The sequence below is a fragment of the Actinomadura sp. WMMB 499 genome (genome assembly GCF_008824145.1).
In the GTDB taxonomy this organism is placed as follows: Bacteria; Actinomycetota; Actinomycetes; order Streptosporangiales; family Streptosporangiaceae; genus Spirillospora.
This window is the reverse complement of record NZ_CP044407.1, coordinates 7280648-7302055: the sequence shown is the minus strand read 5'-3', so window position 1 is coordinate 7302055 and position 21408 is coordinate 7280648. Positions and strand designations below refer to the sequence as shown.

17 protein-coding genes are annotated in these 21408 nt (G+C 73.0%); 13 read left to right on the top strand and 4 right to left on the bottom strand.

Annotated features, from left to right (window positions below):
• Positions 1-62: 62 nt before the first annotated feature.
• Positions 63-902 (bottom strand): M55 family metallopeptidase, encoded by an 840-nt coding sequence (locus tag F7P10_RS32980; protein ID WP_151015471.1) that lies wholly within the window; start codon positions 900-902, stop codon positions 63-65.
• 147 nt (positions 903-1049) lie between these two features.
• On the opposite strand from F7P10_RS32980, the gene F7P10_RS32975 reads away from it, so the two are divergent.
• Genes F7P10_RS32975 through F7P10_RS32960 form a run of 4 tightly spaced genes read left to right on the top strand, consistent with a single transcriptional unit; the run spans position 1050 to position 3651 of the window.
• Entirely contained in the window at positions 1050-1955 is a 906-nt protein-coding gene (locus F7P10_RS32975) for an ABC transporter ATP-binding protein (protein ID WP_151015469.1), read from the top strand.
• On the top strand, positions 1952-2809 hold the full coding sequence (locus tag F7P10_RS32970; RefSeq protein ID WP_151015467.1) for an ABC transporter permease: 858 nt from the start codon (positions 1952-1954) through the stop codon (positions 2807-2809). The genes F7P10_RS32975 and F7P10_RS32970 overlap by 4 nt, the downstream gene beginning before the upstream one ends.
• 24 nt (positions 2810-2833) lie before the next feature.
• Complete coding sequence (locus tag F7P10_RS32965) at positions 2834-3073, top strand: helix-turn-helix transcriptional regulator (protein WP_176611751.1); 240 nt, start codon at positions 2834-2836, stop codon at positions 3071-3073.
• An 11-nt stretch (positions 3074-3084) separates the two neighbouring features.
• Positions 3085-3651, top strand: a complete 567-nt coding sequence (locus tag F7P10_RS32960) for a hypothetical protein (protein WP_151015463.1) — start codon at positions 3085-3087, stop codon at positions 3649-3651.
• On the opposite strand, the gene glgP is transcribed toward F7P10_RS32960, so the two are convergent.
• Positions 3648-6242 (bottom strand): alpha-glucan family phosphorylase, encoded by a 2595-nt coding sequence (gene glgP, locus F7P10_RS32955; RefSeq protein WP_151015461.1) that lies wholly within the window; start codon positions 6240-6242, stop codon positions 3648-3650. The two genes, F7P10_RS32960 and glgP, sit on opposite strands and share 4 nt — an antisense overlap.
• 372 nt (positions 6243-6614) lie before the next feature.
• On the opposite strand from glgP, the gene F7P10_RS32950 reads away from it, so the two are divergent.
• The 3 genes from F7P10_RS32950 to F7P10_RS32940 all read left to right on the top strand — a co-directional run bounded on the left by F7P10_RS32950 (position 6615) and on the right by F7P10_RS32940 (position 11946).
• Entirely contained in the window at positions 6615-8606 is a 1992-nt protein-coding gene (locus F7P10_RS32950) for an alpha-1,4-glucan--maltose-1-phosphate maltosyltransferase (RefSeq protein WP_151015459.1), read from the top strand.
• A 77-nt stretch (positions 8607-8683) separates the two neighbouring features.
• Positions 8684-10492: a maltose alpha-D-glucosyltransferase gene (gene treS / locus F7P10_RS32945; protein ID WP_151018441.1), complete on the top strand. Its 1809-nt coding sequence runs from the start codon at positions 8684-8686 to the stop codon at positions 10490-10492.
• Positions 10493-10494: 2 nt separating this feature from the next.
• The gene (locus F7P10_RS32940) at positions 10495-11946 is read left to right on the top strand and encodes a phosphotransferase (protein ID WP_151015457.1); all 1452 of its coding nucleotides are present in this window, start codon (positions 10495-10497) and stop codon (positions 11944-11946) included.
• 30 nt (positions 11947-11976) lie between these two features.
• Here F7P10_RS32940 and F7P10_RS32935 read toward each other — a convergent pair whose 3' ends face one another.
• On the bottom strand, positions 11977-12765 hold the full coding sequence (locus F7P10_RS32935; protein WP_151015455.1) for a GntR family transcriptional regulator: 789 nt from the start codon (positions 12763-12765) through the stop codon (positions 11977-11979).
• A gap of 239 nt (positions 12766-13004) precedes the next feature.
• On the opposite strand from F7P10_RS32935, the gene F7P10_RS32930 reads away from it, so the two are divergent.
• The 3 genes from F7P10_RS32930 (at position 13005) to F7P10_RS32920 (ending at position 16269) form a co-directional block, all read left to right on the top strand.
• Positions 13005-13223 carry a hypothetical protein gene (locus F7P10_RS32930; protein ID WP_151015453.1) on the top strand — a complete coding sequence of 73 codons (219 nt, stop codon included), beginning with the start codon at positions 13005-13007 and terminating at the stop codon, positions 13221-13223.
• 405 nt (positions 13224-13628) lie between these two features.
• Positions 13629-15863: a 1,4-alpha-glucan branching protein GlgB gene (gene glgB, locus F7P10_RS32925; protein WP_151015451.1), complete on the top strand. Its 2235-nt coding sequence runs from the start codon at positions 13629-13631 to the stop codon at positions 15861-15863.
• A 40-nt stretch (positions 15864-15903) separates the two neighbouring features.
• Complete coding sequence (locus F7P10_RS32920; RefSeq protein WP_151015449.1) at positions 15904-16269, top strand: ACT domain-containing protein; 366 nt, start codon at positions 15904-15906, stop codon at positions 16267-16269.
• 32 nt (positions 16270-16301) lie between these two features.
• Here the strand turns inward: F7P10_RS32920 and F7P10_RS32915 are convergent, their stop codons facing one another.
• The gene (locus F7P10_RS32915) at positions 16302-17162 is read right to left on the bottom strand and encodes an NUDIX domain-containing protein (protein ID WP_151015447.1); all 861 of its coding nucleotides are present in this window, start codon (positions 17160-17162) and stop codon (positions 16302-16304) included.
• Positions 17163-17248: 86 nt separating this feature from the next.
• Between F7P10_RS32915 and F7P10_RS32910 the strand changes: the two genes are divergently transcribed.
• From F7P10_RS32910 to sppA, 3 genes are all read left to right on the top strand, one after another.
• Positions 17249-18712 (top strand): serine/threonine-protein kinase, encoded by a 1464-nt coding sequence (locus tag F7P10_RS32910; RefSeq protein ID WP_151015445.1) that lies wholly within the window; start codon positions 17249-17251, stop codon positions 18710-18712.
• Between the two features lie 93 nt (positions 18713-18805).
• On the top strand, positions 18806-19285 hold the full coding sequence (locus F7P10_RS32905) for a PaaI family thioesterase (RefSeq protein ID WP_254716154.1): 480 nt from the start codon (positions 18806-18808) through the stop codon (positions 19283-19285).
• A gap of 418 nt (positions 19286-19703) precedes the next feature.
• Positions 19704-21407 (top strand): signal peptide peptidase SppA, encoded by a 1704-nt coding sequence (sppA, locus tag F7P10_RS32900; protein WP_151015443.1) that lies wholly within the window; start codon positions 19704-19706, stop codon positions 21405-21407.
• The last annotated feature ends 1 nt before the right edge of the window (position 21408 follow it).

The following is a 21408-nucleotide window of genomic DNA, read 5'->3' as shown; positions in this document are numbered from 1 at the left end:
TTCGCGCCCGGAACACACCGATCCCCGCGTCCCGTTGTGCACCGCCCTGGCGGCGGCGCCGTTCAGCCGTAGTGGCGGCCGGTGCAGCCGATCTCGCCCGCGAGCGTCGCGCAGACGCCGAGGAGGCCGACGACGTCGGCGTAGTCGTCCGTCGTCAGCTCGGTGGTGCGCGGCCCGGTGAGCCGGACGCCCGGGATCACCGCGCACGACTGCGCGATCGCCGTCGCGTTCCACTCGACGGCGAGGGTGTAGGGCGCGGACATGGTGAGCTGCGGCCACCGCTCCTCGCGCAGGGAGCGCAGGACGGTCTCGTAGATGCGCTCCTGCGCGCGCGCCGGCGGGATCAGTTCGGCCGCGTACCGGTCGAGGCCCCGCTTGACGGCGACGGTCGGGACGGCGCCGAGGACGTCCCGCGCCTCGGCGCACGCGGCCTCGTCCCCGGCGACGAGGCCGACCGGGACGCCGAGAGAGCCCGCGTACCCCGCCATCAGCCGGATCTCGCCCGCGATCTCCCCGTTGACGTAGAGGTTCTGGATCTCCCGGCCCATCCACGTGTGGTTGAGGACGCCGCGTTCCGCACCGGCCCGGGCGTGGTACCCGACGTACAGGGCGACGTCGAAGGTGGAGTCGAGGCCCTCGCCCATGCGCATCGGCTTGTACGGCCCCCGGACGAGCGTGCACCGCTCGTCGATCAGGTCGGCGCGCAGGTTGCGGCCGCCGCCGTGCGCGTCGGTGACGACGACGCGGTCGGCCCCCGCGTCGAACGCGGCGCGGATCGCCGCGTTCGCGTCGCCGGTCATCAGCTCGCAGCCGCGCTCGTAGCCGCGCCCGCCGGTGCGCATCTCCTCGGGGTCGGTGAGTCCCGACACGCCTTCCATGTCGACCGATACGAAGACCTTCATGCGCCTCATCGTGCCCCGGCGCCGCCGCCCGCGCACCCACCGTCGCGGGGCGCCTTCACACCACTGCGATGGGATGTAGTACTTCTGCTATCGTTCACAGCAGAAGCGCGGCATTTGGTCCGAGCTCCGATACGAGAGGGGACGCGGATGGACGAGCCGGTGGTGCGGGCCCGCGAGCTGCGGATGCGGTACGGGCGCACGGAGGTGCTGCGCGGCGTCGACCTGGACGTCGCGGCGGGCGAGGTCGTCGCGCTGCTCGGGCCGAACGGGGCGGGCAAGACGACGACCATCGAGATCCTCGAGGGGTTCCGGCGGCGGTCGTCCGGCGACGTCCGGGTGCTGGGCGAGGACCCCGGAACGGGCGGCAACGCGTGGCGGGCGCGGCTCGGGATCGTCCTGCAGAACTGGCGGGACCACCCCCGCTGGGGCGCCCGGCAGCTGCTGGCGCACGTCGCGTCGCTGTACAAGCGGCCCCGCGACCCCGACGAGCTGCTCGCGGTCATGGGGCTGACGGAGCAGGCCGGGCAGGCGGTGTCGCGGCTGTCGGGCGGGCAGCGGCGCAGGCTGGACGTCGCGCTCGGCATCGTCGGACGGCCCGACCTGCTGTTCCTCGACGAACCGACGACCGGGTTCGACCCGCAGGCGCGCCGCGAGTTCCACGAGCTGGTCGAGCGGCTCGCCCGCGACGAGGGGCTCGCGGTCCTGCTGACCACGCACGATCTGGCGGAGGCCGAGCGGCTCGCCGACCGGATCGCGATCCTGGTCGGCGGCGAGGTCAGGGCGCATGGGACGCCGTCGAGCCTGGCGGCCACCGCGCGGGCGTCGTCGGAGGTCCGCTGGCTCGAGGACGGCGAGGTCCGCGGCGAGCGGACGTCCGACCCGTCCCGGCTGGCGTTCGACCTGCACCAGCGGTTCGGCGGGCCGGTGCCGGGGCTGGAGGTGCGGCGGGCGTCGCTGGAGGACACCTACCTCGGCCTGGTCGCCGCCGCACGGGACGGCGGCGGCCGGGACCGCGAGCCGGAGATCCTCGAGGAGAGCGGGAGGGCCGCGTGAACGCCCGGGTGACGATGATCGGGCTCCGCCGGGGCGGGGCCGAGTACATGCAGTTCCTGCGCAACCGGCAGGAGTTCGCCGGCGCGCTGATCGGGACGGTCGGGGTCTACCTGGCGCTGGTCCTGTGGCAGGGCGGGCACGACGTGGAGGGCGCGGCGGGCGCCTCGCAGGCCGTGCTGATGACGGCCGGGTTCGTCGCGTTCGCGGTGTACACGGCGGGGCTGCTGAGCCTGCCGATGTCGATCGCGGCGGACCGGGAGGAGGGCACGCTGCTGCGGATGCGGACGGTCCCGGACGGCATCCCCGCCTACCTGATCGGCCGCGCGGTGTTCGTCCTGGCGCAGATCGGGACGTACGTGGCGATGATGCTCGTCGCCGGCGTCGCGTTCGGCGGGCTCGAACTGCCGACCGCCGCCGGGGACTGGCTGACGCTCGCGTGGGTCCTCGTGCTCGGCACGCTGTCGGTCGTCCCGCTGGGCGCCGCGCTCGGCGCGCTGCTGCCGGGGGCGCGCAACGCCGCGGGCATCCTGTCGCTGCCGATGATGGGGCTCATGCTCGTCTCGGGCGTGATGTTCCCGGTGACGGCGATGCCCGCGCCCGTCCAGTGGGTCGCGCAGGCGTTCCCGCTGTACTGGCAGGGGCTCGGGCTGCGGTCGGTGTTCCTGCCGGACGCGATGCTGGCGGCGGAGATCGGCGGAAGCTGGCGGCTCGCCGAGGCCGCGGCGGTGCTGGGCGCCTGGTCGCTGCTCGGGCTGCTGCTGGCACCCGTCCTGCTGCTGCGGGCGGCCCGCCGCGAGTCGGGGACGCGGCTCGCCCGCGCCCAGGAGAGGCGCGCCGCCCAGGGCGCGCTCTGACGCGGACTGCGGGAGACTGGGCCGGTGCCAGGGGACAAGGAGAACGTCTACAACCGGATCGCGGTGCTGCGCGCCGAACGCGGCGTCTCGCGCCGCGAGCTGGCCACGGCGCTGGGCGTGCACTACCAGACGATCGGGTATCTGGAGCGGGGCGAGTACAGCCCGAGCCTGCACCTCGCCCTCCGGATCGCGGGATTCTTCGAGGTCCCGGTGGAGGTCGTATTCTCGCTGGCGCCGTTCCCGAGGCTGGGGAGCGCCGGGTGAGGGGGGCGAGCGTGCAGGAGTTCAGGCGGCGCTGGGCGGATTCCCAGCAGAAGGGCCTCGAGCGGGGGACCCTGCCTTCCTGGCACCGGACCCGGAGGCGCCGCCGCGTCACCGCCGGGGCGGGCGCGGCGGCGGCCGCCATGCAGTGGGCCGGAACGGTCGTCTCGTGGCACCTCGCGCCCAGCGACACCGCGATGTACTGGACGATCGGGCTGTTCCTCGGCTCCGTCGTGATCGCGGTCCCGGTCGCCGCGGCGCTGAACACCGCCACCCGGGGGGCGACGTCGCTGGCGGAGGCCACGCTGGACGAGCGGCAGATCGCCGACCGGCTCCGCGCCCACACCATCGCGCACCGGTTGATGCTCCTGCTGCTGGTCGTCCTTGTGGTCGGCGTGCTGAGCGTGCAGGGCGACCGGAGCACGTTCGTCCCGATCGCGGCCGTCGTCACCGGCGTCGTGGCGCTGTTCACGACGCACCTGCAGCTGCCCCTCCTCGTCGCCGGATGGCGGCTGCCCGACCCGCCGCCCGACGACGAGGACGACCTCGACGGCGACGACCCCGAGGGCACGGACCGCTAGCGCAGGTCGCCGTTCGTCATGCCGGGCGGCGCGGGCGGCAGCGCGACCAGGCCCAGCTCGGCGCGTCCCGACAGCCGCGGATGGCTCGGCACGACGCGGACGCTGTACCCGAACGCGCCGCTGCGCGCGAGCGGGACCTCCCCCGCGTACCGGAGCCGCCCGCCGTCGGCCTTCTCCGCGCCGCCCAGCTCCAGGTACGCGGGGTCGGCGAGCGTGTCGGACGCGTCGACCCGGCCGTAGGCGACCTCGACGGCGACGTCGCCGGGATCGAGCCCGCCGAGGTCCACGACGACCCGAACCGGCATGCGGGCGCCGACGTGCGGGCTGTCGTCCCCGCCGCCCTCGACGTGCTCGACGGTGACGTCCGGCCAGGCCCGCGCGACCCGCCGCTTCCACGCGGCCAGCTCGCGGGCGCCCGCGTACCCGTCGGCGGCCATCGCGCGTGCCGATCCGGCCGCCGGGGTGTAGTACTCCTCGACGTAGTCGCGGACCATCCGGGTCGCGAGGACCCGCGGGCCGAGCGTGGCGATCGTGTGCTTGACCATCTCCAGCCAGCGGCGCGGCAGCCCGGCGGAGTCGCGGTCGTAGAAGGTGACGGCGACGTGGTCCTCGATCAGCTCGTACAGCGCCGCGGCCTCCAGCTCGTCGCGGCGGTCCGGCGCGGCGAGCCCGTCGGCGGACGGGATCGACCAGCCGTTCTGCCCGTCGTACCACTCGTCCCACCAGCCGTCCCGGACCGACAGGTTCAGCGCGCCGTTCAGCGCGGCCTTCATCCCGGACGTTCCGCACGCCTCCAGCGGGCGCAGCGGATTGTTCATCCACACGTCGCAGCCCTGCACGAGGAGCCGTCCGAGGTCCATGTCGTAGTCGGGCAGGAACACGATGCGGTGCCGGACTTCGGCGTCGTCGGCGAACCGCACGATCTCCTGGATGAGCCGTTTGCCGCCCTCGTCGGCGGGGTGCGCCTTCCCGGCGATGACGATCTGCACCGGCCGCACCGGGTCCAGCAGGATCCGGCGGAGCCGCTCCGGGTCGCGCATCATCAGCGTGAGCCGCTTGTAGGACGGGACGCGCCGCGCGAACCCGATGGTCAGGACGTCGGGGTCGAGCGCGTCGCCGGCCCAGGACGTTTCGGCCTCGCTTGCGCCGCGCTGCCGCCACGACTCGCGCAGCCGCCGCCGCGCGCCCAGCACCAGGCGGCGGCGCAGCAGGCCGCGCACCCGCCACAGCTCGGTGCCGGGCCGCGACAGGATCTCCTCCCAGCCGGTGCCCGTCTCCACCAGCGACGGGATCTCGCGGGCGGCGAGCTCCTGGATCTCCCGGGCCACCCACGTCCCGGCGTGGACGCCGTTGGTGATCGACCCGATGGGGACCTCGGCGGTGTCGAAACCGCCCCACAGGCCGCCGAACATCTCCCGGCTGACCCGCCCGTGCAGCTCGCTGACGCCGTTCACGCGCTGCGCGAGCCGCATGCCCATGACGGCCATGTTGAACACCGTCCGGTCGCCGCCCGGGTAGTCCTCGGCGCCGAGCGCGAGGATCCGGTCGACGGGGACCGCCGGCTCCTCGTTGGCCCCGCCGAAGTAGCGTCCGACCAGCTCGCGCGGGAACCGGTCGATGCCCGCCGGGACGGGCGTGTGCGTGGTGAACACGGTGCCCGCGCGGGCCGCCTCGAGGGCCTCGTCGAAGCCGAGCCCGTGCTCGGCGACCAGTTCGCGGATGCGTTCCAGGCCGAGGAACCCGGCGTGGCCCTCGTTGGTGTGGAACACCTCGGGCGCGGGATGCCCGGTGATGCGGCAGTACGCGCGGATCGCCCGGACCCCGCCGATGCCGAGGAGCATCTCCTGCAGCAGCCGGTGGTCGCCGCCGCCCCCGTACAGGCGGTCGGTGACGTCCCGCGCGGGCGGCTCGTTGTCCTCGACGTCGGAGTCCAGCAGCAGCTGCGGCACGCGCCCGACGCGGGCGAGCCACACCTGCGCGTGCAGCGGCCCGCCCTTCGGCAGGCCGATGCGGACCCGCACCGGCGTCCCGTCCCGCTCGCGCAGCAGCGTGAGCGGCAGCCCGTTCGGGTCGATCGGGGGGTAGCGCTCCAGCTGCCAGCCGTCCGGCGACAGCGACTGCGAGAAGTACCCGTGCCGGTACAGCAGCCCGACCCCGATGATCGGGACGCCGAGGTCGCTGGCGGTCTTCAGATGGTCGCCCGCCAGGATGCCGAGCCCGCCGGAGTACTGCGGCAGCGCGGCGGTGATGCCGTACTCCGGCGAGAAGTAGGCGATGGACGACGGCACGCCGGGCCGCGACTGGTACCAGCGCGGCGCCGTCAGGTACTCGCGCAGCTCCTCGGCGGCGTCCCGGAGGCGGCGCAGGAACCGGCGGTCCTCGGCGAGGCGGTCCAGCCGCTCCGGCGACACCTCGCCGAGCAGCCGGACGGGGTCGTGGTCGACGGCCTTCCACAGGGCGGGGTCCACGGCCCGGAACAGGTCGAGCGTCTCGTGGTGCCAGGACCAGCGCAGGTTGAGGACCAGTTCCTCGAGTTGGGTGAGCGGTTCGGGAAGGACGGTGCGGACGGTGAATCGTCGGATCGCCTTCACCAATGCCTCCAGTAGATGCTGCGGCCTTCGAGCCGGGGGAGATTCCGGCCTCCGCTAGGGAATGTCCCGACGGTGCCGGGACAACCCTCACGCGAACCGTTGCTCACCGGATGGCTCCCGTTCCGATCTCGGGGCCGCTCCCGCACCTCCGGACATCACCCCGAAGTAATGAAGTGATTGCTGTGCGTCTCGGCCTCGCTTGCACCCTACCGCTCCACCCTGCGGTCGGCGCGAGTGCACGGAGTGTCCGGATATGGACGCAAAGTTAGCGAAACCTACAGGGCGGTAAGCCCCCACTCGCGGGCATGGACGTTTCGACAGCCTCGCACGGGTAGGGGATGCCACATGCACGTCGAGTCCGGATCGTTCCGTATGACCGACTTGTCAGGGCTCGGTCGCATACCGATCGTGGACGTCGCCCCGGTGGTGGGGTGCGGCCGGTGGCCGGCCAAGGCGGTCGTGGGCGAGACCTTCGAAGTGTCGGCGACGGTGTTCCGCGAGGGACACGAGATGCTCGGCGCGGCGGTGGTGCTGCGGACGCCGGACGGCGAGGAGTGCCCGCCGGTGCGGATGCGGGAGGTCGCGCCGGGCACCGACCGGTGGGCGGCGCGGGTGACGCCGACCGAGCGGGGCCCGTGGTCGTTCCGGGTGGAGGCCTGGGGCGACCCCATCGCGCACTGGTGGCACGACGCCCAGATCAAGATCCCGCGCGGCCAGGACGTCGAACTGATGTTCACCGAGGGAGCGCAGCTGTTCGAGCGCGCGGCCGATGCCGTCCCGTCCAAGGACGCTCCCGCGCTCGACCGTCTCGCGAAGCGCCTGGCCGACGAGACCGTCCCCGCCGGCGACCGCATGGACGCTGCCGCGGACCCGGACGTCCACGAGATCCTGGAGCGGCATCCGCTGCGCGACCTGGTCACCGCCGGCGACTGGTACCCCCTGATCGTGCACCGCGAACGAGCCCTCTACGGCGCCTGGTACGAGTTCTTCCCCCGCTCCGAAGGCGCCACCCACGACCCCATGGGACGCCGCCCACCCACCTCCGGCACCCTGCGCACCGCGATGAAACGCCTCCCCGCCATCGCCGACATGGGCTTCGACGTGATCTACCTCCCACCCGTCCACCCCATCGGCACCACCGCCCGCAAAGGCCCCAACAACACCCTGGACGCCGCCCCCCACGACCCCGGCTCCCCCTGGGCCATCGGCTCACCCCACGGCGGCCACGACACCATCCACCCCGACCTGGGCACCCTCGACGACTTCGACGCCTTCGTCGCCCACGCCCACCACCACGGCCTCGAAATCGCCCTCGACCTCGCCCTGCAATGCTCCCCCGACCACCCCTGGGTCACCCAAAACCCCCAATGGTTCACCACCCGCGCCGACGGCACCATCGCCCACGCAGAGAACCCACCCAAGAAATACCAGGACATCTACCCCCTCAACTTCGACAACGACCCCGACGGCCTCTACACCGAAATCACCCGCATCATCGGCCACTGGATCGACCACGGCGTCACCATCTTCCGCGTCGACAACCCCCACACCAAACCCGTCCCCTTCTGGGAACGCCTCCTGGCCGACACCGCCACCACCCACCCCGACGTCCTCTTCCTCGCCGAAGCCTTCACCCGCCCCGCCATGATGCACACCCTCGCCAAAATCGGCTTCCACCAGTCCTACACCTACTTCACCTGGCGCAACTCCGCCGACGAACTCCGCACCTACTTCACCGAACTGTCCGGACCCGCCGCCGCCCACATGCGCCCCAACTGCTTCACCAACACCCCCGACATCCTCAACCAATACCTCCAGCACGGCGGACGCCCCGCCTTCGAAATCCGCGCCATCCTCGCCGCCCTCCTGTCCCCCACCTGGGGCATCTACAGCGGCTACGAACTATGCGAGAACACCCCCGTCCGACCCGGCAGCGAGGAATACCGCGACTCCGAGAAATACCAGTACCGCCCCCGCGACTGGGACACCGCCGCCGCCACCGGCACCACCATCGCCCCCCTCATCACCCGCCTCAACACCCTGCGCCACACCCACCCCGCCCTGCACCACCTGCGCAACCTGCACTTCCACCACGTCGACCAACCCGAACTGCTCGCCTTCTCCAAACACCACCTCGACGACACCGTCCTGACCATCATCAACCTCAACCCCCACCACCCCCGCGAAGCCACCGTCCACCTCGACCTGCCCGCACTCGGCCTGCCCGACCACCCCCACCACACCTTCACCGTCGTCGACGAACTCGACGGCACCCCCTACACCTGGACACAAACCAACTACGTCCACCTCGACCCCCGCACCCGACCCGCACACGTCTTCACGCTGCGGGAGGAGGAGAGTTGAGCGGCCCCCACGAGTCCGCCCCCGGGACGTTCGAGGAGTCCGGCGCGCCCGAACCGCCCGGCGCGCCCCCCGGGCAGGTGCCCGCGAACGAGCCCGCCACCGAGTACCCGGCGGCCGAGTCCCTCCCGGTCGCGTCCGAGCCCGTCCCGGACGCCTTCGACCCGGAGACGCCGCGCGACCCGCACTGGTTCAAGACGGCGGTGTTCTACGAGGTGTCGGTGCGCGGGTTCGCCGACTCCAACAACGACGGCTACGGCGACCTGCGCGGGCTCATCTCCAAGCTCGACCACCTGCAGTGGCTCGGCATCGACTGCCTCTGGCTGCTGCCCATCTACCAGTCGCCCCTCAAGGACGGCGGGTACGACATCGCCGAGTACACGAAGATCCTTCCGGAGTTCGGGGAGCTCGGGGACTTCGTGGAGCTGATCGAGGAGGCGCACGCGCGCGGGATCCGGGTGATCGCCGACCTGGTGATGAACCACACGTCCGACCAGCACCCGTGGTTCCAGTCGTCGCGCAGCGACCCGGACGGCCCGTTCGGGGACTTCTACGTGTGGGACGACACCGACGAGAAGTACCCCGACGCGCGGATCATCTTCGTCGACACCGAGCAGTCGAACTGGACCTACGACCCGGTGCGCGGGCAGTACTACTGGCACCGGTTCTTCTCCCACCAGCCGGATCTGAACTTTGACAATCCGGACGTCCAGGACGCCATGCTGGAGAACCTGCGGTTCTGGCTCGACCTCGGCATCGACGGCTTCCGCCTCGACGCCGTCCCGTACCTGTACGAGCGCGAGAGCACCAACTGCGAGAACCTGCCGGAGACGCACGCCTACCTCAAGCGCGTCCGCGCCGAGGTCGACCGCCTCTACCCCGACCGCGTCCTGCTGGCCGAGGCCAACCAGTGGCCCGGCGACGTCGTGGAGTACTTCGGCGATCCGGGGGTGGGCGGGGACGAGTGCCACATGGCGTTCCACTTCCCGGTCATGCCGCGCATCTTCATGGCCGTCCGCCGCGAGCAGCGCTACCCCATCTCCGAGATCATGGCGCAGACACCGAAGATCCCCGAGAACTGCCAGTGGGGCATCTTCCTGCGCAACCACGACGAGCTGACCCTGGAGATGGTCACCGACGAAGAGCGCGACTACATGTACACCGAATACGCCAAAGACCCGCGCATGAAGGCCAACATCGGCATCCGGCGCCGCCTGGCCCCCCTCCTGGACAACGACCGCAACCAGCTCGAACTGTTCACCGCGCTCCTGCTCTCGCTGCCCGGCTCGCCCGTCCTGTACTACGGCGACGAGATCGGCATGGGCGACAACATCTGGCTCGGCGACCGCGACGCCGTCCGCACCCCCATGCAATGGACGCCGGACCGCAACGCGGGCTTCTCGAAATGCGACCCGGCCCGCCTCTACCTGCCGGTGATCATGGACCCGATCTACGGCTACCAGGCCGTCAACGTCGAGGCCTTCGCGGGCAATCCGGGGTCACTGCTGCACTGGACGCGCAAGATGATCGAGATCCGGCAGCGGCACCCGGTGTTCGGCGTCGGCTCGTACGTCGAGCTGTCCGCGTCGAACCCGTCCGTGCTGGCGTACACGCGGGAGATCGGCAACGGGGACGCGAACCAGTGGGGCGGCATGGACACCGTCCTGTGCGTGAACAACCTGTCGCGCTTCCCGCAGCCCGTCGAACTGGACCTGCGGCGGTTCCGCGGCTCCGCGCCGATCGAGTGCATGGGCGGCGTGCAGTTCCCGGCCATCGGCGAGCTGCCCTACCTGCTGACGCTCCCCGGCCACGGCTTCTACTGGTTCCTCCTCCCCCCGCCGCCCGCCGAGACCGAATCCGGTGAGAATCCGGGTGAAGAGGTGATCTGACCGTGGCGCCGCCCGACCGCTCACTCGTCCGGCTCCTGGCGGAGTGGCTGCCCCGGCAACGGTGGTTCGGCGGCAAGCACCGCCCCATCGACGGCCTGTCGATCGGCACCGCGACCGTGCTGCGGCCCGGCGACCCGGGACTGCACCACCTCGTCCTGGACGTCTCCCAGAGCGGCGTCACCGACCGCTACCAGCTGCTCCTCGGCGTCCGCCACGACCTGCCGGAACGGCTGCGGCCCGGCGAGATCGGCCGGGTCGCCGCGGTGGGCGGCGGCACCGAGCACGTCTACGACGCCGCCCACGACCCGGAGCTGACCGGCCCGCTGCTCGCGCACATGGCCGCGGAGGACGCGCTCGGGCCCGTCCGGTTCCGGCACGCGCCCGGCGCGCGGATCCGGACGGACCTGGACGCCGCGCGGAGCCCCGCCGAGCAGAGCAACACCTCGCTGATCTTCGGGGACGCCTACATCTGCAAGCTGTTCCGCCGCCTGGCGCCCGGCGTGAACCCCGACCTGGAGGTCAACCTGGCGCTGTCCCGGCAGGGCTGCGCGCACGTCCCCGCCGTGCACGGCTGGATGGAGCTCGAACCGGGGGCGGGCGAGGACGGCGAGCCGGTGACGCTCGCGCTGCTGTCGGAGTTCCTGCGGACCGGGTCGGACGGCTGGCAGCTCGCGCTCACCAGCGTCCGCGACTGGTTCGCGCAGCCCGCCGAACCTCCGCCGCCGGGCGCCGAACCCGCCGCGGCGCCCGTCCCGCCGGCGGCGGAGGCGGGCGCCGCCGGGGGCGACTTCGCGGCGGAGGCCGAGCGGCTCGGCGCCGCGACCGCGCAGGTGCACCGCGACCTCGCCGCCGCGTTCGGGGTGACCGAGGTTCCGGCGGACGAGCTGCGGTCCCGGGTCGCGGCCATGAACGAGCAGCTGTCGCAGGTCAGCGCGGCCGTCCCGGACATCCGCCCGTACACCGCCGCGATCCGCGACGTGTTCGCGCGCTGCGCGGCGGGCGCGGTGCCGCTGCCGTTCCAGCGCGTCCACGGCGACTACCACCTGGGGCAGGCGATGCGGACGGACGCCGGCTGGGTGCTGCTGGACTTCGAGGGCGAGCCCGCCCGGACGCCCGCGGAGCGGCGGGCCCTCGGGCATCCGCTGCGCGACGTCGCGGGCATGCTGCGCTCGTTCGAGTACGCCGCGCGGTACCTGCAGACGGGCGACGGCGGCGCGTCGCCGCCGGCGGCGGCCGCGGCCGTCGAGCAGCGGGCGCGGGCGTGGTCGGAGCGGAACCGGGCGGCGTTCTGCCGCGGGTACGCGGCCGCGGGCGGCCCCGACCCGGTCGCGCACGCCGGGCTGCTGCGGGCGCTGGAGCTGGACAAGGCCGTCTACGAGGTCCGGTACGAGGCGCGCAACCGCCCGTCCTGGCTGCCCGTCCCGCTCCGGACCCTGGAGCGGCTCGCGGGCTGAGGAGCGCGGCGTGCCGCGCGGGCCGGGCCGTCAGAGGTCGATGGCGTAGTCGAGGACGACGCGGTCGGCGGGCAGCACGATGTCGCGGCAGACCTCCATCACGCCGTCCCCCGACAGCAATCGGCGGGTGATGGCGAGGACGGGCACGCCGCCGGACAGCCGGAGCGTCTCGGCCTCGTCGGGGGTCGGCATCCGGGACCGGACGGCCTCCTCGACCCGCGTCGGCGGGTGGCCGAGGTAGGCCAGCTGCGCGAGCGTCCCGCCGGGCCACGGCTCCCGGGCGGGGTCGGCGACCGGGGTGTCGCCCACCAGGTCCCACGGCAGGAAGTTCACCGAGATCTGCTGCGGCTCCCCGCGCGCGTAGAAGACGAACCGGCGGCGCAGCAGCTCGGTTCCGGCCGACAGCTCGAACAGCGCGCCCAGTTCCGGGTCGGCGCGCACCCGGGTGAACTCCTTGTCGAGCCGGTACTCCTCCCAGGTGATCTTCTGGTCGCGGGTGAAGGTGGTCTGCGGCGGGCCGGACGTTTGCTCGGACGTTTGCTCGGACGTCGCGGCGGGGGCGACCGCGAGGTAGCGGTCCATGGCGACGCGGCGGACGGGCGGCCGGATCCGGACGACGGTGCCGCCGCCGCGGCGCGTCTCGACGAGGCCCTCGCCGCGCAGCAGCGCGACGGCCTGCCGGACGACGATCTCCGAGACGCCGTGCGCCCGCCGCAGCTCCGCCATGGTCGGCAGCCGCGATCCCGGCGGAAAGCCGCCGTCCCGGATCCCTTCTCGCAGCGTGTCGGCGATGCGCAGATAGGCGGGACGGTCCGGCACGGGCGTCCACCTCCCCTTCTTCCGGCGCCCCGCCGCCGCGCGGTCCGCGGCGTGACGCTCGATCCCGGCGTTCGATCCGGCGTTCGATTCTCGGGCGCCCCTCCTCTCCCTTTCCGTCCCTTCCATGCCTGCTCGGCGCTATCCCCGAGGGCACGGTCCGCTTACGGACAGCTTGACACCTCTGAGACCGAGTAAGACTTTTGTATACAGAAAGCCGCCTCGAGGAAAGGACGACCTTGATGGGCGACTTCGACGATCTGAAGACGGCCATCGAGACGGAGTTTCCGGGCTGGCAGGTCTGGCGCAGCGACGCGGGCCGCTGGTACGCGACCCGGAGCGGGGACCTCACCGACGCCCAACTGCAGGCGGGATATGCGATGACGGTGGCCGCGGACGATTCGGCGGGGCTGCGCGCGCTGCTGCGCGAGCAAACCGGAGAGGGGCGCGGCGGCCGGTGACGCGAACGCGGGGACCGTCGCGGCCCGGCCCGTGCGCGGGGCCGGACCGGGCCGGGACGGGCCGGAACGACAGGTACTTGTGTCGCTGGAGTGACACCACAGTGGAGCCCGGGGCGGAGGGGTCGATGTAGCCCCTGGGGCCAGGTAGACGTGACCGTACGGGCGGCGCCTTCGGCGCGACCCCCAAACAAAGAGTGGTGCCGCTCGTACGGTCGCAACTTTCCGGGGACTCTCCCGGCGGAACCATCACAAGACGGCGCATCTCCCCCTTCCGCAACCCCCGCCTCCTGAACGGATCGCAATCTGTTGGAAAGGGTCGGTCCGTACATGTGAAACAGCCCGATCTCGGGGCACTCAACCCTGTGGAAGCGGCAACAGGGACGGGGACGAGGAGGCCATGACGCCATGGCGCGGGTGACGCACGCGGAGATCGACCGGCTCGTCGGCGGCGACCACCATGATCCGCACGGTGTCCTCGGCGCCCATCCGGGCCGCTCGGGCGTCACCGTCCGGGCGCTGCGCCCGCTCGCCGAACGGGTCGAGGTCGTCCTGCCGAACGGCGACCGGCACCCGCTCCGGCACGTCCACCAGGGCGTCTTCGCGGGCACTCTGCCGGTCGGCGCGTCCCTGTCGGGCGACGACGAGGACGAGGCGCCGCTCGCGGTGCCCGACTACCGGCTCGCCGTCACCTACGGGGACGGGCTCGAGAACGTCCAGGACGACCCGTACCGGCACCTGCCCACGCTCGGTGAGCTGGACCTGCACCTGATCAGCGAGGGCCGGCACGAGGAGCTGTGGCACGCGCTCGGCGCTCGCGTCCGCACCTACACCTCGTCGTTCGGCCAGGTCACCGGCACCGCGTTCGCCGTGTGGGCGCCCACCGCGCGGGGCGTCCGGGTGGTCGGCGACTTCAACCACTGGGACGGGCGCGCCCACCCCATGCGGTCCCTCGGTTCGACCGGGGTCTGGGAGCTGTTCGTCCCGGACGTCACCGACGGCATGCGCTACAAGTTCGAGATCCTCGGCGCCGACGGGCACTGGCGCGGCAAGGCCGACCCGATGGCGCGCTACACCGAGACCCCGCCGGCGACCGCGTCCCGCGTGTTCACCTCGTCCTACGAGTGGGGCGACGCCGCCTGGATGGACGAGCGCAAGCAGCGCGACTGGCTGCACGAGCCGATGAGCGTGTACGAGGTCCACCTCGGCTCGTGGCGTCCCGGTCTCGGATACCGGGAGCTCGCGGACGACCTCACCACCTACGTCAAGGACATGGGGTTCACGCACGTCCAACTCCTGCCCGTGACCGAGCACCCCTACGGGCCGTCCTGGGGCTACCAGGTGACGTCCTACTACGCGCCCACGTCCCGGTTCGGCACCCCCGACGACCTCCGGCACCTCATCGACCGGCTGCACCAGGCGGGCATCGGCGTCCTGATGGACTGGGTCCCGGCCCACTTCCCCAAGGACGAGTGGGCCCTGGCGCGGTTCGACGGCACCGCCCTGTACGAGCACGACGACCCGTCGCGCGGCGAGCACCCCGACTGGGGGACGCTCGTGTTCAACTACGGGCGCGCCGAGGTCCGCAACTTCCTCGTGGCCAACGCCTCGTACTGGCTGGAGGAGTTCCACATCGACGGGCTCCGCGTCGACGCCGTGGCGTCCATGCTCTACCTGGACTACTCCCGTGAAGAGGGCGGCTGGACCCCGAACGTGTACGGCGGCCGGGAGAACCTGGAGGCCATCTCCTTCCTGCAGGAGATGAACGCCACCGTCTACAAGCGCAATCCCGGGATCATCACGGTCGCCGAGGAGTCGACCGCCTGGCCCGGGGTGTCCCGCCCGACGCACCTGGGCGGTCTCGGGTTCGGCTTCAAGTGGAACATGGGGTGGATGCACGACACGCTGGAGTACCTGCGTCACGAACCGGTGTTCCGGCACTACCACCACAACGAGATCACGTTCTCGCTCATGTACGCGTTCTCGGAGAACTACGTCCTGCCGCTGTCGCACGACGAGGTCGTCCACGGGAAGGGCTCACTGCTCAGCAAGATGCCCGGCGACGCCTGGCAGAAGTTCGCCGGGCTCCGCACGCTCCTCGCCTACATGTGGTCGCACCCCGGCAAGCAGCTCCTGTTCATGGGGCAGGAGTTCGGGCAGGGCGCCGAATGGGCCGAGGAACGCCCCCTGGACTGGTGGCTGCTGGAGAACGCCGCCGAGGGCGCCAGCCACCTCGGCCTGCAGAAACTCGTCCGCGACCTCAACCTCGCCTACCGGGAGGAGCCCGCGCTGTGGACGCGCGACAGCGACCACGAGGGCTTCCGCTGGATCGACGGCAACGACGCGGGCGGCAACACCCTGTCCTACCTGCGGTACGGGACCGCGCCCGACGGGACGGCGGAGCCGCCCGTCATCGCCTGCGTGATCAACTTCTCCGGGACCCCGCACGAGGACTACCGGCTCGGGCTGCCGCGCACCGGGGGCTGGCGGGAGATCCTCAACACCGACGTGTACGAGTACGGCGGCAGCGGCGTCGGCAACCTCGGCCGCATCGAGGCCACCGCCGAACCGTGCCACGGGCTGCCCGCGTCGGCCGTGCTGCGTGTCCCGCCCCTCGGCGCCGTCTGGTTCGCCCCGGAATGACCCGGCTCCGGCCGTCGGTGCCGGTCAATAGAGTTGGCCCATGACCGACGGCCAGCGCCTGCACCTCGTCCCGTCCCAGTTCACCGTGGGGCACCTGCCGCACGCGACGTTCCCCGAGGACGATGACTGGATCGCGCTCGTCCGCGCCCCCGAGGGCCTCACCGTCGTGCGGGACGCGTCCCCGTTCACCGAGGCGGAACGCTGGGTCGGCTTCTACGGCGACGCGCGGCAGGGCCCCGGTGCGCCGGGGGCGCTGGCCGGGCTGCTCGGCCCGCTCGCCGACGCCGGGATCTCGGTGTTCGTCGCCTCCACCTACCACGCCGACCTGCTCCTCGTCCCCGAGAACTCCTCCAAGGACGCCGCCGACGCACTCCGCGCCGCCGGCCACCGCGTCGGCGACTCCTAGCGCGGAGCCGGTCGCGTCGGGAGGCGGTCGCGTCAGAGGCGGTCGAGGAGCCAGCGGGGGCCGGTAACGCCCGCGCCCGCCGCCGCGCAGCGCGCCCGCAGCTCCCGGTCGGCCGTCACCACCAGGTGCGCCGTCCCGGGTGCGGGGTCGGTGACGAGCTCCACGATCCGGTCGTCCCCGCTGCCGGGCGCCGCGACGACCCGCACGCCGTCCACCGGCTCGTCCGCGACGCCCCGCGCCTGCCCCTCCACGACCAGGACGACCTCCGGGAAGCAGCGGTCGAACGGGACGAGTCCGTCCGGCACGCCCGTCACGCCCCCGTCGAGCGCCTTCAGGTCGTCGCGCAGGCGCGCGTTGGCCCCGGCCCGGTCCTTCCACCAGCCGTGATCGGCCCGCGCGCCCACCACGTTGGCGGCGTCCACCACGAGCACGAGGCGGCGCATCGCGTCCCGCAGCCGCGGCCACGACCGCGCGAACGGCTCGAACAGCTTGTGCGCGGTGACGTCCTCGGCGCGCACCCAGCGGGCGCCGCGCGTCTCCATGGACGCCGCCTTCACCCGCGCCATCTCGGGCAGCTCGCCGATCACGGACGTGAAGAACCAGCCGCCGTGGTCCTCGACGCTGGTGCCGTGCACGGTCACGGTCCCGACGTCGAGCGTGCACTCCTCGGACGTCTCGCGCAGCGCACCGGTCACGGCGTCCTCGTGGCTGTGCAGCGCGCCGCCGAACATCCCCCACGTGCCGCCGCCGAGGCCCCACCACGCGCGCTGCTGCAGCAGCGTCCACACCTGGCCGGCCGGGTCCCTGTGGTAGGCGAGCAGGCCCGCCGCGCCGAACCGTCCCCAGTGGCGGTGCCCCCGCTCGCAGTCGGCCCACCCGTCGCCGTCTCCCATGCAGCCGACCATATCCGCTGCGTGTGCGCTCGGGATGGCAAGTAACGTGGTGAGGTCCGCTCGGCCGATCCCTCGCGAGGAGAGAGATGCCGCCTGCCCCGCTGCAACCCGACGATCCGCGCACCGTCGGGCGATTCCGCCTGACCGGGCGGCTCGGCGAGGGCGGTCAGGGCGTCGTCTACCTCGGCGAGGGCCCGGCGGGCGAGCGCGTCGCGGTCAAGACGCTCAAGACCACCGACGAGTCGGCCCGCGCGCGCTTCGCCCGGGAGATGGCCGCCGCCCAGCGGGTCGCGCCGTTCTGCACGGCCGCCGTCCTGGACGCCTCGGCGGACGCGGCCGTCCCGTACGTCGTCAGCGAGTACATCGACGGCCCGTCCCTCCAGGACCGCGTGCTCGAGCAGGGGCCGCTGCGGGAGGGCGAGCTGCAGCGGCTCGCGGTGAACACCGCGAGCGCCCTCGCCGCGATCCACGGCGCCGGGATCGTGCACCGCGACCTCAAGCCCGCGAACGTCCTGCTCGGCCCGGACGGCCCGCGCGTCGTCGACTTCGGGATCGCCCGCGCCATCGACGCCGAGACCCACACCCAGCTCGTCGGGACGCCCGCGTACTTCGCCCCCGAATGGCTCGAAGGGCACCCGCCGACGGACAAGTCGGACGTCTTCGCGTGGGCGGGCACGATCGTCTACGCGGCCACCGGCCGTCCCCCGTTCGGCCCCGCCGACAGCATCCCGGCGGTCATGCACCGGATCGCGAACGGCGAGCCCGACCTCGGCGGGGTGCCGCCCTGGCTGGCGCCGCTGCTCACCGTGTGCCTCGCCAAGGACCCGGCGCGCCGCCCGACCGCCCGCGATCTGATGGTGCGGCTCGTCGACCCGTCCGCCGAGCGCGGCCCCGCGCCCGTCCCGGGACCGGTGCCGCCGCCCCCGCCGCCCGGCGGCGCCGCGCAGGTCCCGCCCGCGCACGCCACCGAGCCCCCGCGCCGCCGCACGGGCCGCCGCACGGGCCGGCGCGTCGCCGTCCCGGCCGCCGTGGTCGCCGCGATCGCCCTGCTCGCCGGCGGCCTGCTCGCGTTCGACGCGCTGGACGACGACACCCGCGACGCCCCGCCCGCCGCGTCGTCCTCGTCCCCGCCGACACCCTCGAAGACCCCGACGAACCCGACGAACCCGACGAACAGGCCGACGAGCCCGTCGCCGAGCCCGTCCGAGACGTCCGACGGCCCCCTGCCCGACGGGTTCGCCGGCACCTGGACCGGGGAGATCACCCAGACCGGCGGCATCACGATCGGCGACGCGAGCACGCCCGTCACGATCGAGCTGGACGACGACGGCGAGGGCACCGCCGACTACACCGGCTGGGGCTGCCGGATGTCCCTCTCCCTCATCGACGCCGGCTCCGCGCGGGCCGAGTTCCGGGAGCGGGTCGAGGACGGCACCGGGATCACCGGGTTCTGCACGGGCGGCAGGGTCACGCTCGAACGCGAGTCCGGCGGCCTGCGCTACACCTCCACCGGCACCGGCGACATCCGGGGCCGGCTCGGCGCCGCCTGACGCCCGTGATGAACGGCACAGTGCCGCGTTGTGCCGCGTTCCATCCACCCGAATACGATTCTGGACGGACGTCCGGTCGATCAGGGAGCAGAGTTGAGCGTCGAGGCGGGACCGCAGGACCACTCCGACATGTGGAACACGCTGTCGGGCGCCGAGCTGATCCAGGCGCTCGCCGACGGCCGGTTCCCCGAGATCTCCGACGTCAACCAGCACATCGGCCAGGTCATCACGAGCGCCGAGCCGGGCCGCGTCGACATCTCCTGGACGCCCGCCGAGCACCTGTGCAACCCCGGCGGGACCGTGCACGGCGGCTACATCGCCATGATCCTGGACAACGCGGTGTGCCTCGCGGGCTCCAGCACGTGCGAGCACTTCATGCCGATGCTCACCCTCAACCTGAACATCGACTACCTGCGCGGCGTCCAGGCGGGCCGGACGTACACGGTGACCGGCACCTGCGTGCACCCCGGCAGCACCCGGATGGTCGCGAACGCGCTCATCTCCGACGCGTCCGGCCGCCCGATCGCGCAGGCGTCCGCCAGCGTCCTCCCCAACCGCACCTTCGCCCGCTGACCGCCCGCCCCCATCGGCCCGGCCGTCCGGCATGGCTCCGGCCCCACGCCGCACCACCCGCCCTGCGCCGCCTTGCCCCACCCCACGCCGCCCTGCCCCGCTCCACGCCCCACCATCCGGCGGGGCGACCGCCCGGCGGGCCGGTGCGGACGTGAACATCGCACGTCGAGTCCGCTCCCCGTGCCCGCACCACACGTCGAGCACGCGCGCGGGGCCGCACCACGCGTGTCACGCTCGGCGCGGCCGTAGGGCGCCCAGCGCCCGGAGGCCGCGCCGAACGCCGGGAACGGCGACCGCAGCGTGCGTACGAGCGCCGCACAGGAAGCGAGCCCTGCAACAGCACGCGAGGATCGCCGTTCCCGTGACGGGGGTTCCAGGGGGTCGTCCCCCTGGGCGGCGGGGCGCATAGGGTGAGGGCATGGTGGATCCCGGCACAGTCGTCAACGTGATCAAGCAGGCACGCGAGCGGCGGACGGCCCCGCTGATCCTCGAGCTGGACCTCACCGAGGGGATCGTGGAGACCGCGCCCGCCGACCCGATCTCGGCGCTCATGTCGATGCGCCGCACGCACTTGCGGGACGTCCTGGACGGCCTGCGCCGCGCCCGTTCGGACGCGCGGGTGCGCGCCCTCGTCGTGAAGATCACCGGCGGGGTCGGGATGGCGCTCGCGCAGGAGCTGCGCGAATCGGTCCAGGCCCTGCGGGACGCGGGCAAGCACACGGTCGCGTGGGCCGAGACGTTCGGCGAGGGCGGGCGCGGCAACGTCCCGTTCTACCTGGCCTGCGGCTTCGACGAGGTGTACCTGCAGCCGACGGGCGACGTGGGGCTGACGGGCGTCGCGCTGGAGGAGCCGTTCCTGGCGGGGGCGCTCGAGAAGGCGGGCGTCCGGCCGCTGTTCGCGGCGCGGCACGAGTACAAGACCATGGCGAACACGTTCATGGAGAAGGCGTACACGCCCGAGCACGAGGAGTCGTCGCGGCGGCTGGTGGCCTCGTTCGGGGAGCAGCTCGCGGCGGGCATCGCGGCGTCCCGGAACCTGCCGGTGGAGCGGGTCCGGGAGCTGGTCGACCGCGGGCCGCTGCTGGCCGACGAGGCCCTGGAGGAGGGCCTGGTCGACCACCTCGGGTACCGCGACGAGGTGTACGCGGCGCTGCGGGAGCGGTTCGGCGACGACGCGCAGCTCAGGTACGTCGCGCGCTACAACCGGACGCAGGGCCTCGCGCGGAGGCTGCCGCAGCCGGGCCGCCAGGACGTGGTCGCGCTGATCAACGGGCAGGGCCCGATCCGGCTCGGCCGCAGCGGGCGCGGCGGGCCGCTGCCGAGCTCGGGCCCGGCGATGGGCTCGGACACGGTCGGGGCCGCGTTCCGGGCGGCGGTGAAGGACGAGCACGTCAAGGCGATCGTGTTCCGGGTGAACAGCCCGGGCGGTTCGGCGGTCGCGTCGGACTCGATCTGGCGGGAGGTCGCGCTCGCGCGCAAGGCCGGCAAGCCGGTGATCGTGTCGATGGGCGACGTGGCGGCGTCCGGCGGCTACTACGTGTCGATGGGCGCCGACGTGATCCTGGCGCAGCCGGGGACGATCACCGGGTCGATCGGCGTCGTGGTCGGCAAGGCCGTCGTCACCGATCTGCTCGAGAAGGTCGGCGTCGGGATGGGGACGGTCGCCGACGGCGACCACGCCCGGATGTTCAGCTCCACGAAGGAGTTCAGCGAGTCGGAGTGGGAGCGGATCAACGCGTCCCTCGACCGGATCTACGACGACTTCACCGCGAAGGTCGCGCAGGGCCGCGGGCTGTCGCGCGAGCGGGTGCACGAGCTGGCGCGGGGCCGGGTCTGGACGGGCGCGGACGCCCGCGAGGGCGGTCTCGTGGACGAGCTGGGCGGCCTGGAGGCGGCGCTGGAGCTGGCCCGCAAGAAGGGCGGGCTGGCGGCGGACGCGCCGATCCGGTCCTACCCGCACGCGTCGCCGCTGGAGCGGCTGCGCCCGCCGGAGTCGAGCGAGGACCGCACCGCGGCGTCCGCCCGGTTCGACGGCTGGGGATCGCTCGGCGGTCTCGCGGCCCGGCTCGGGCTGCCGTCCGCCGGTCCGCTCACCCTGCCGGGGTCCTGGGAGATCCGCTGAC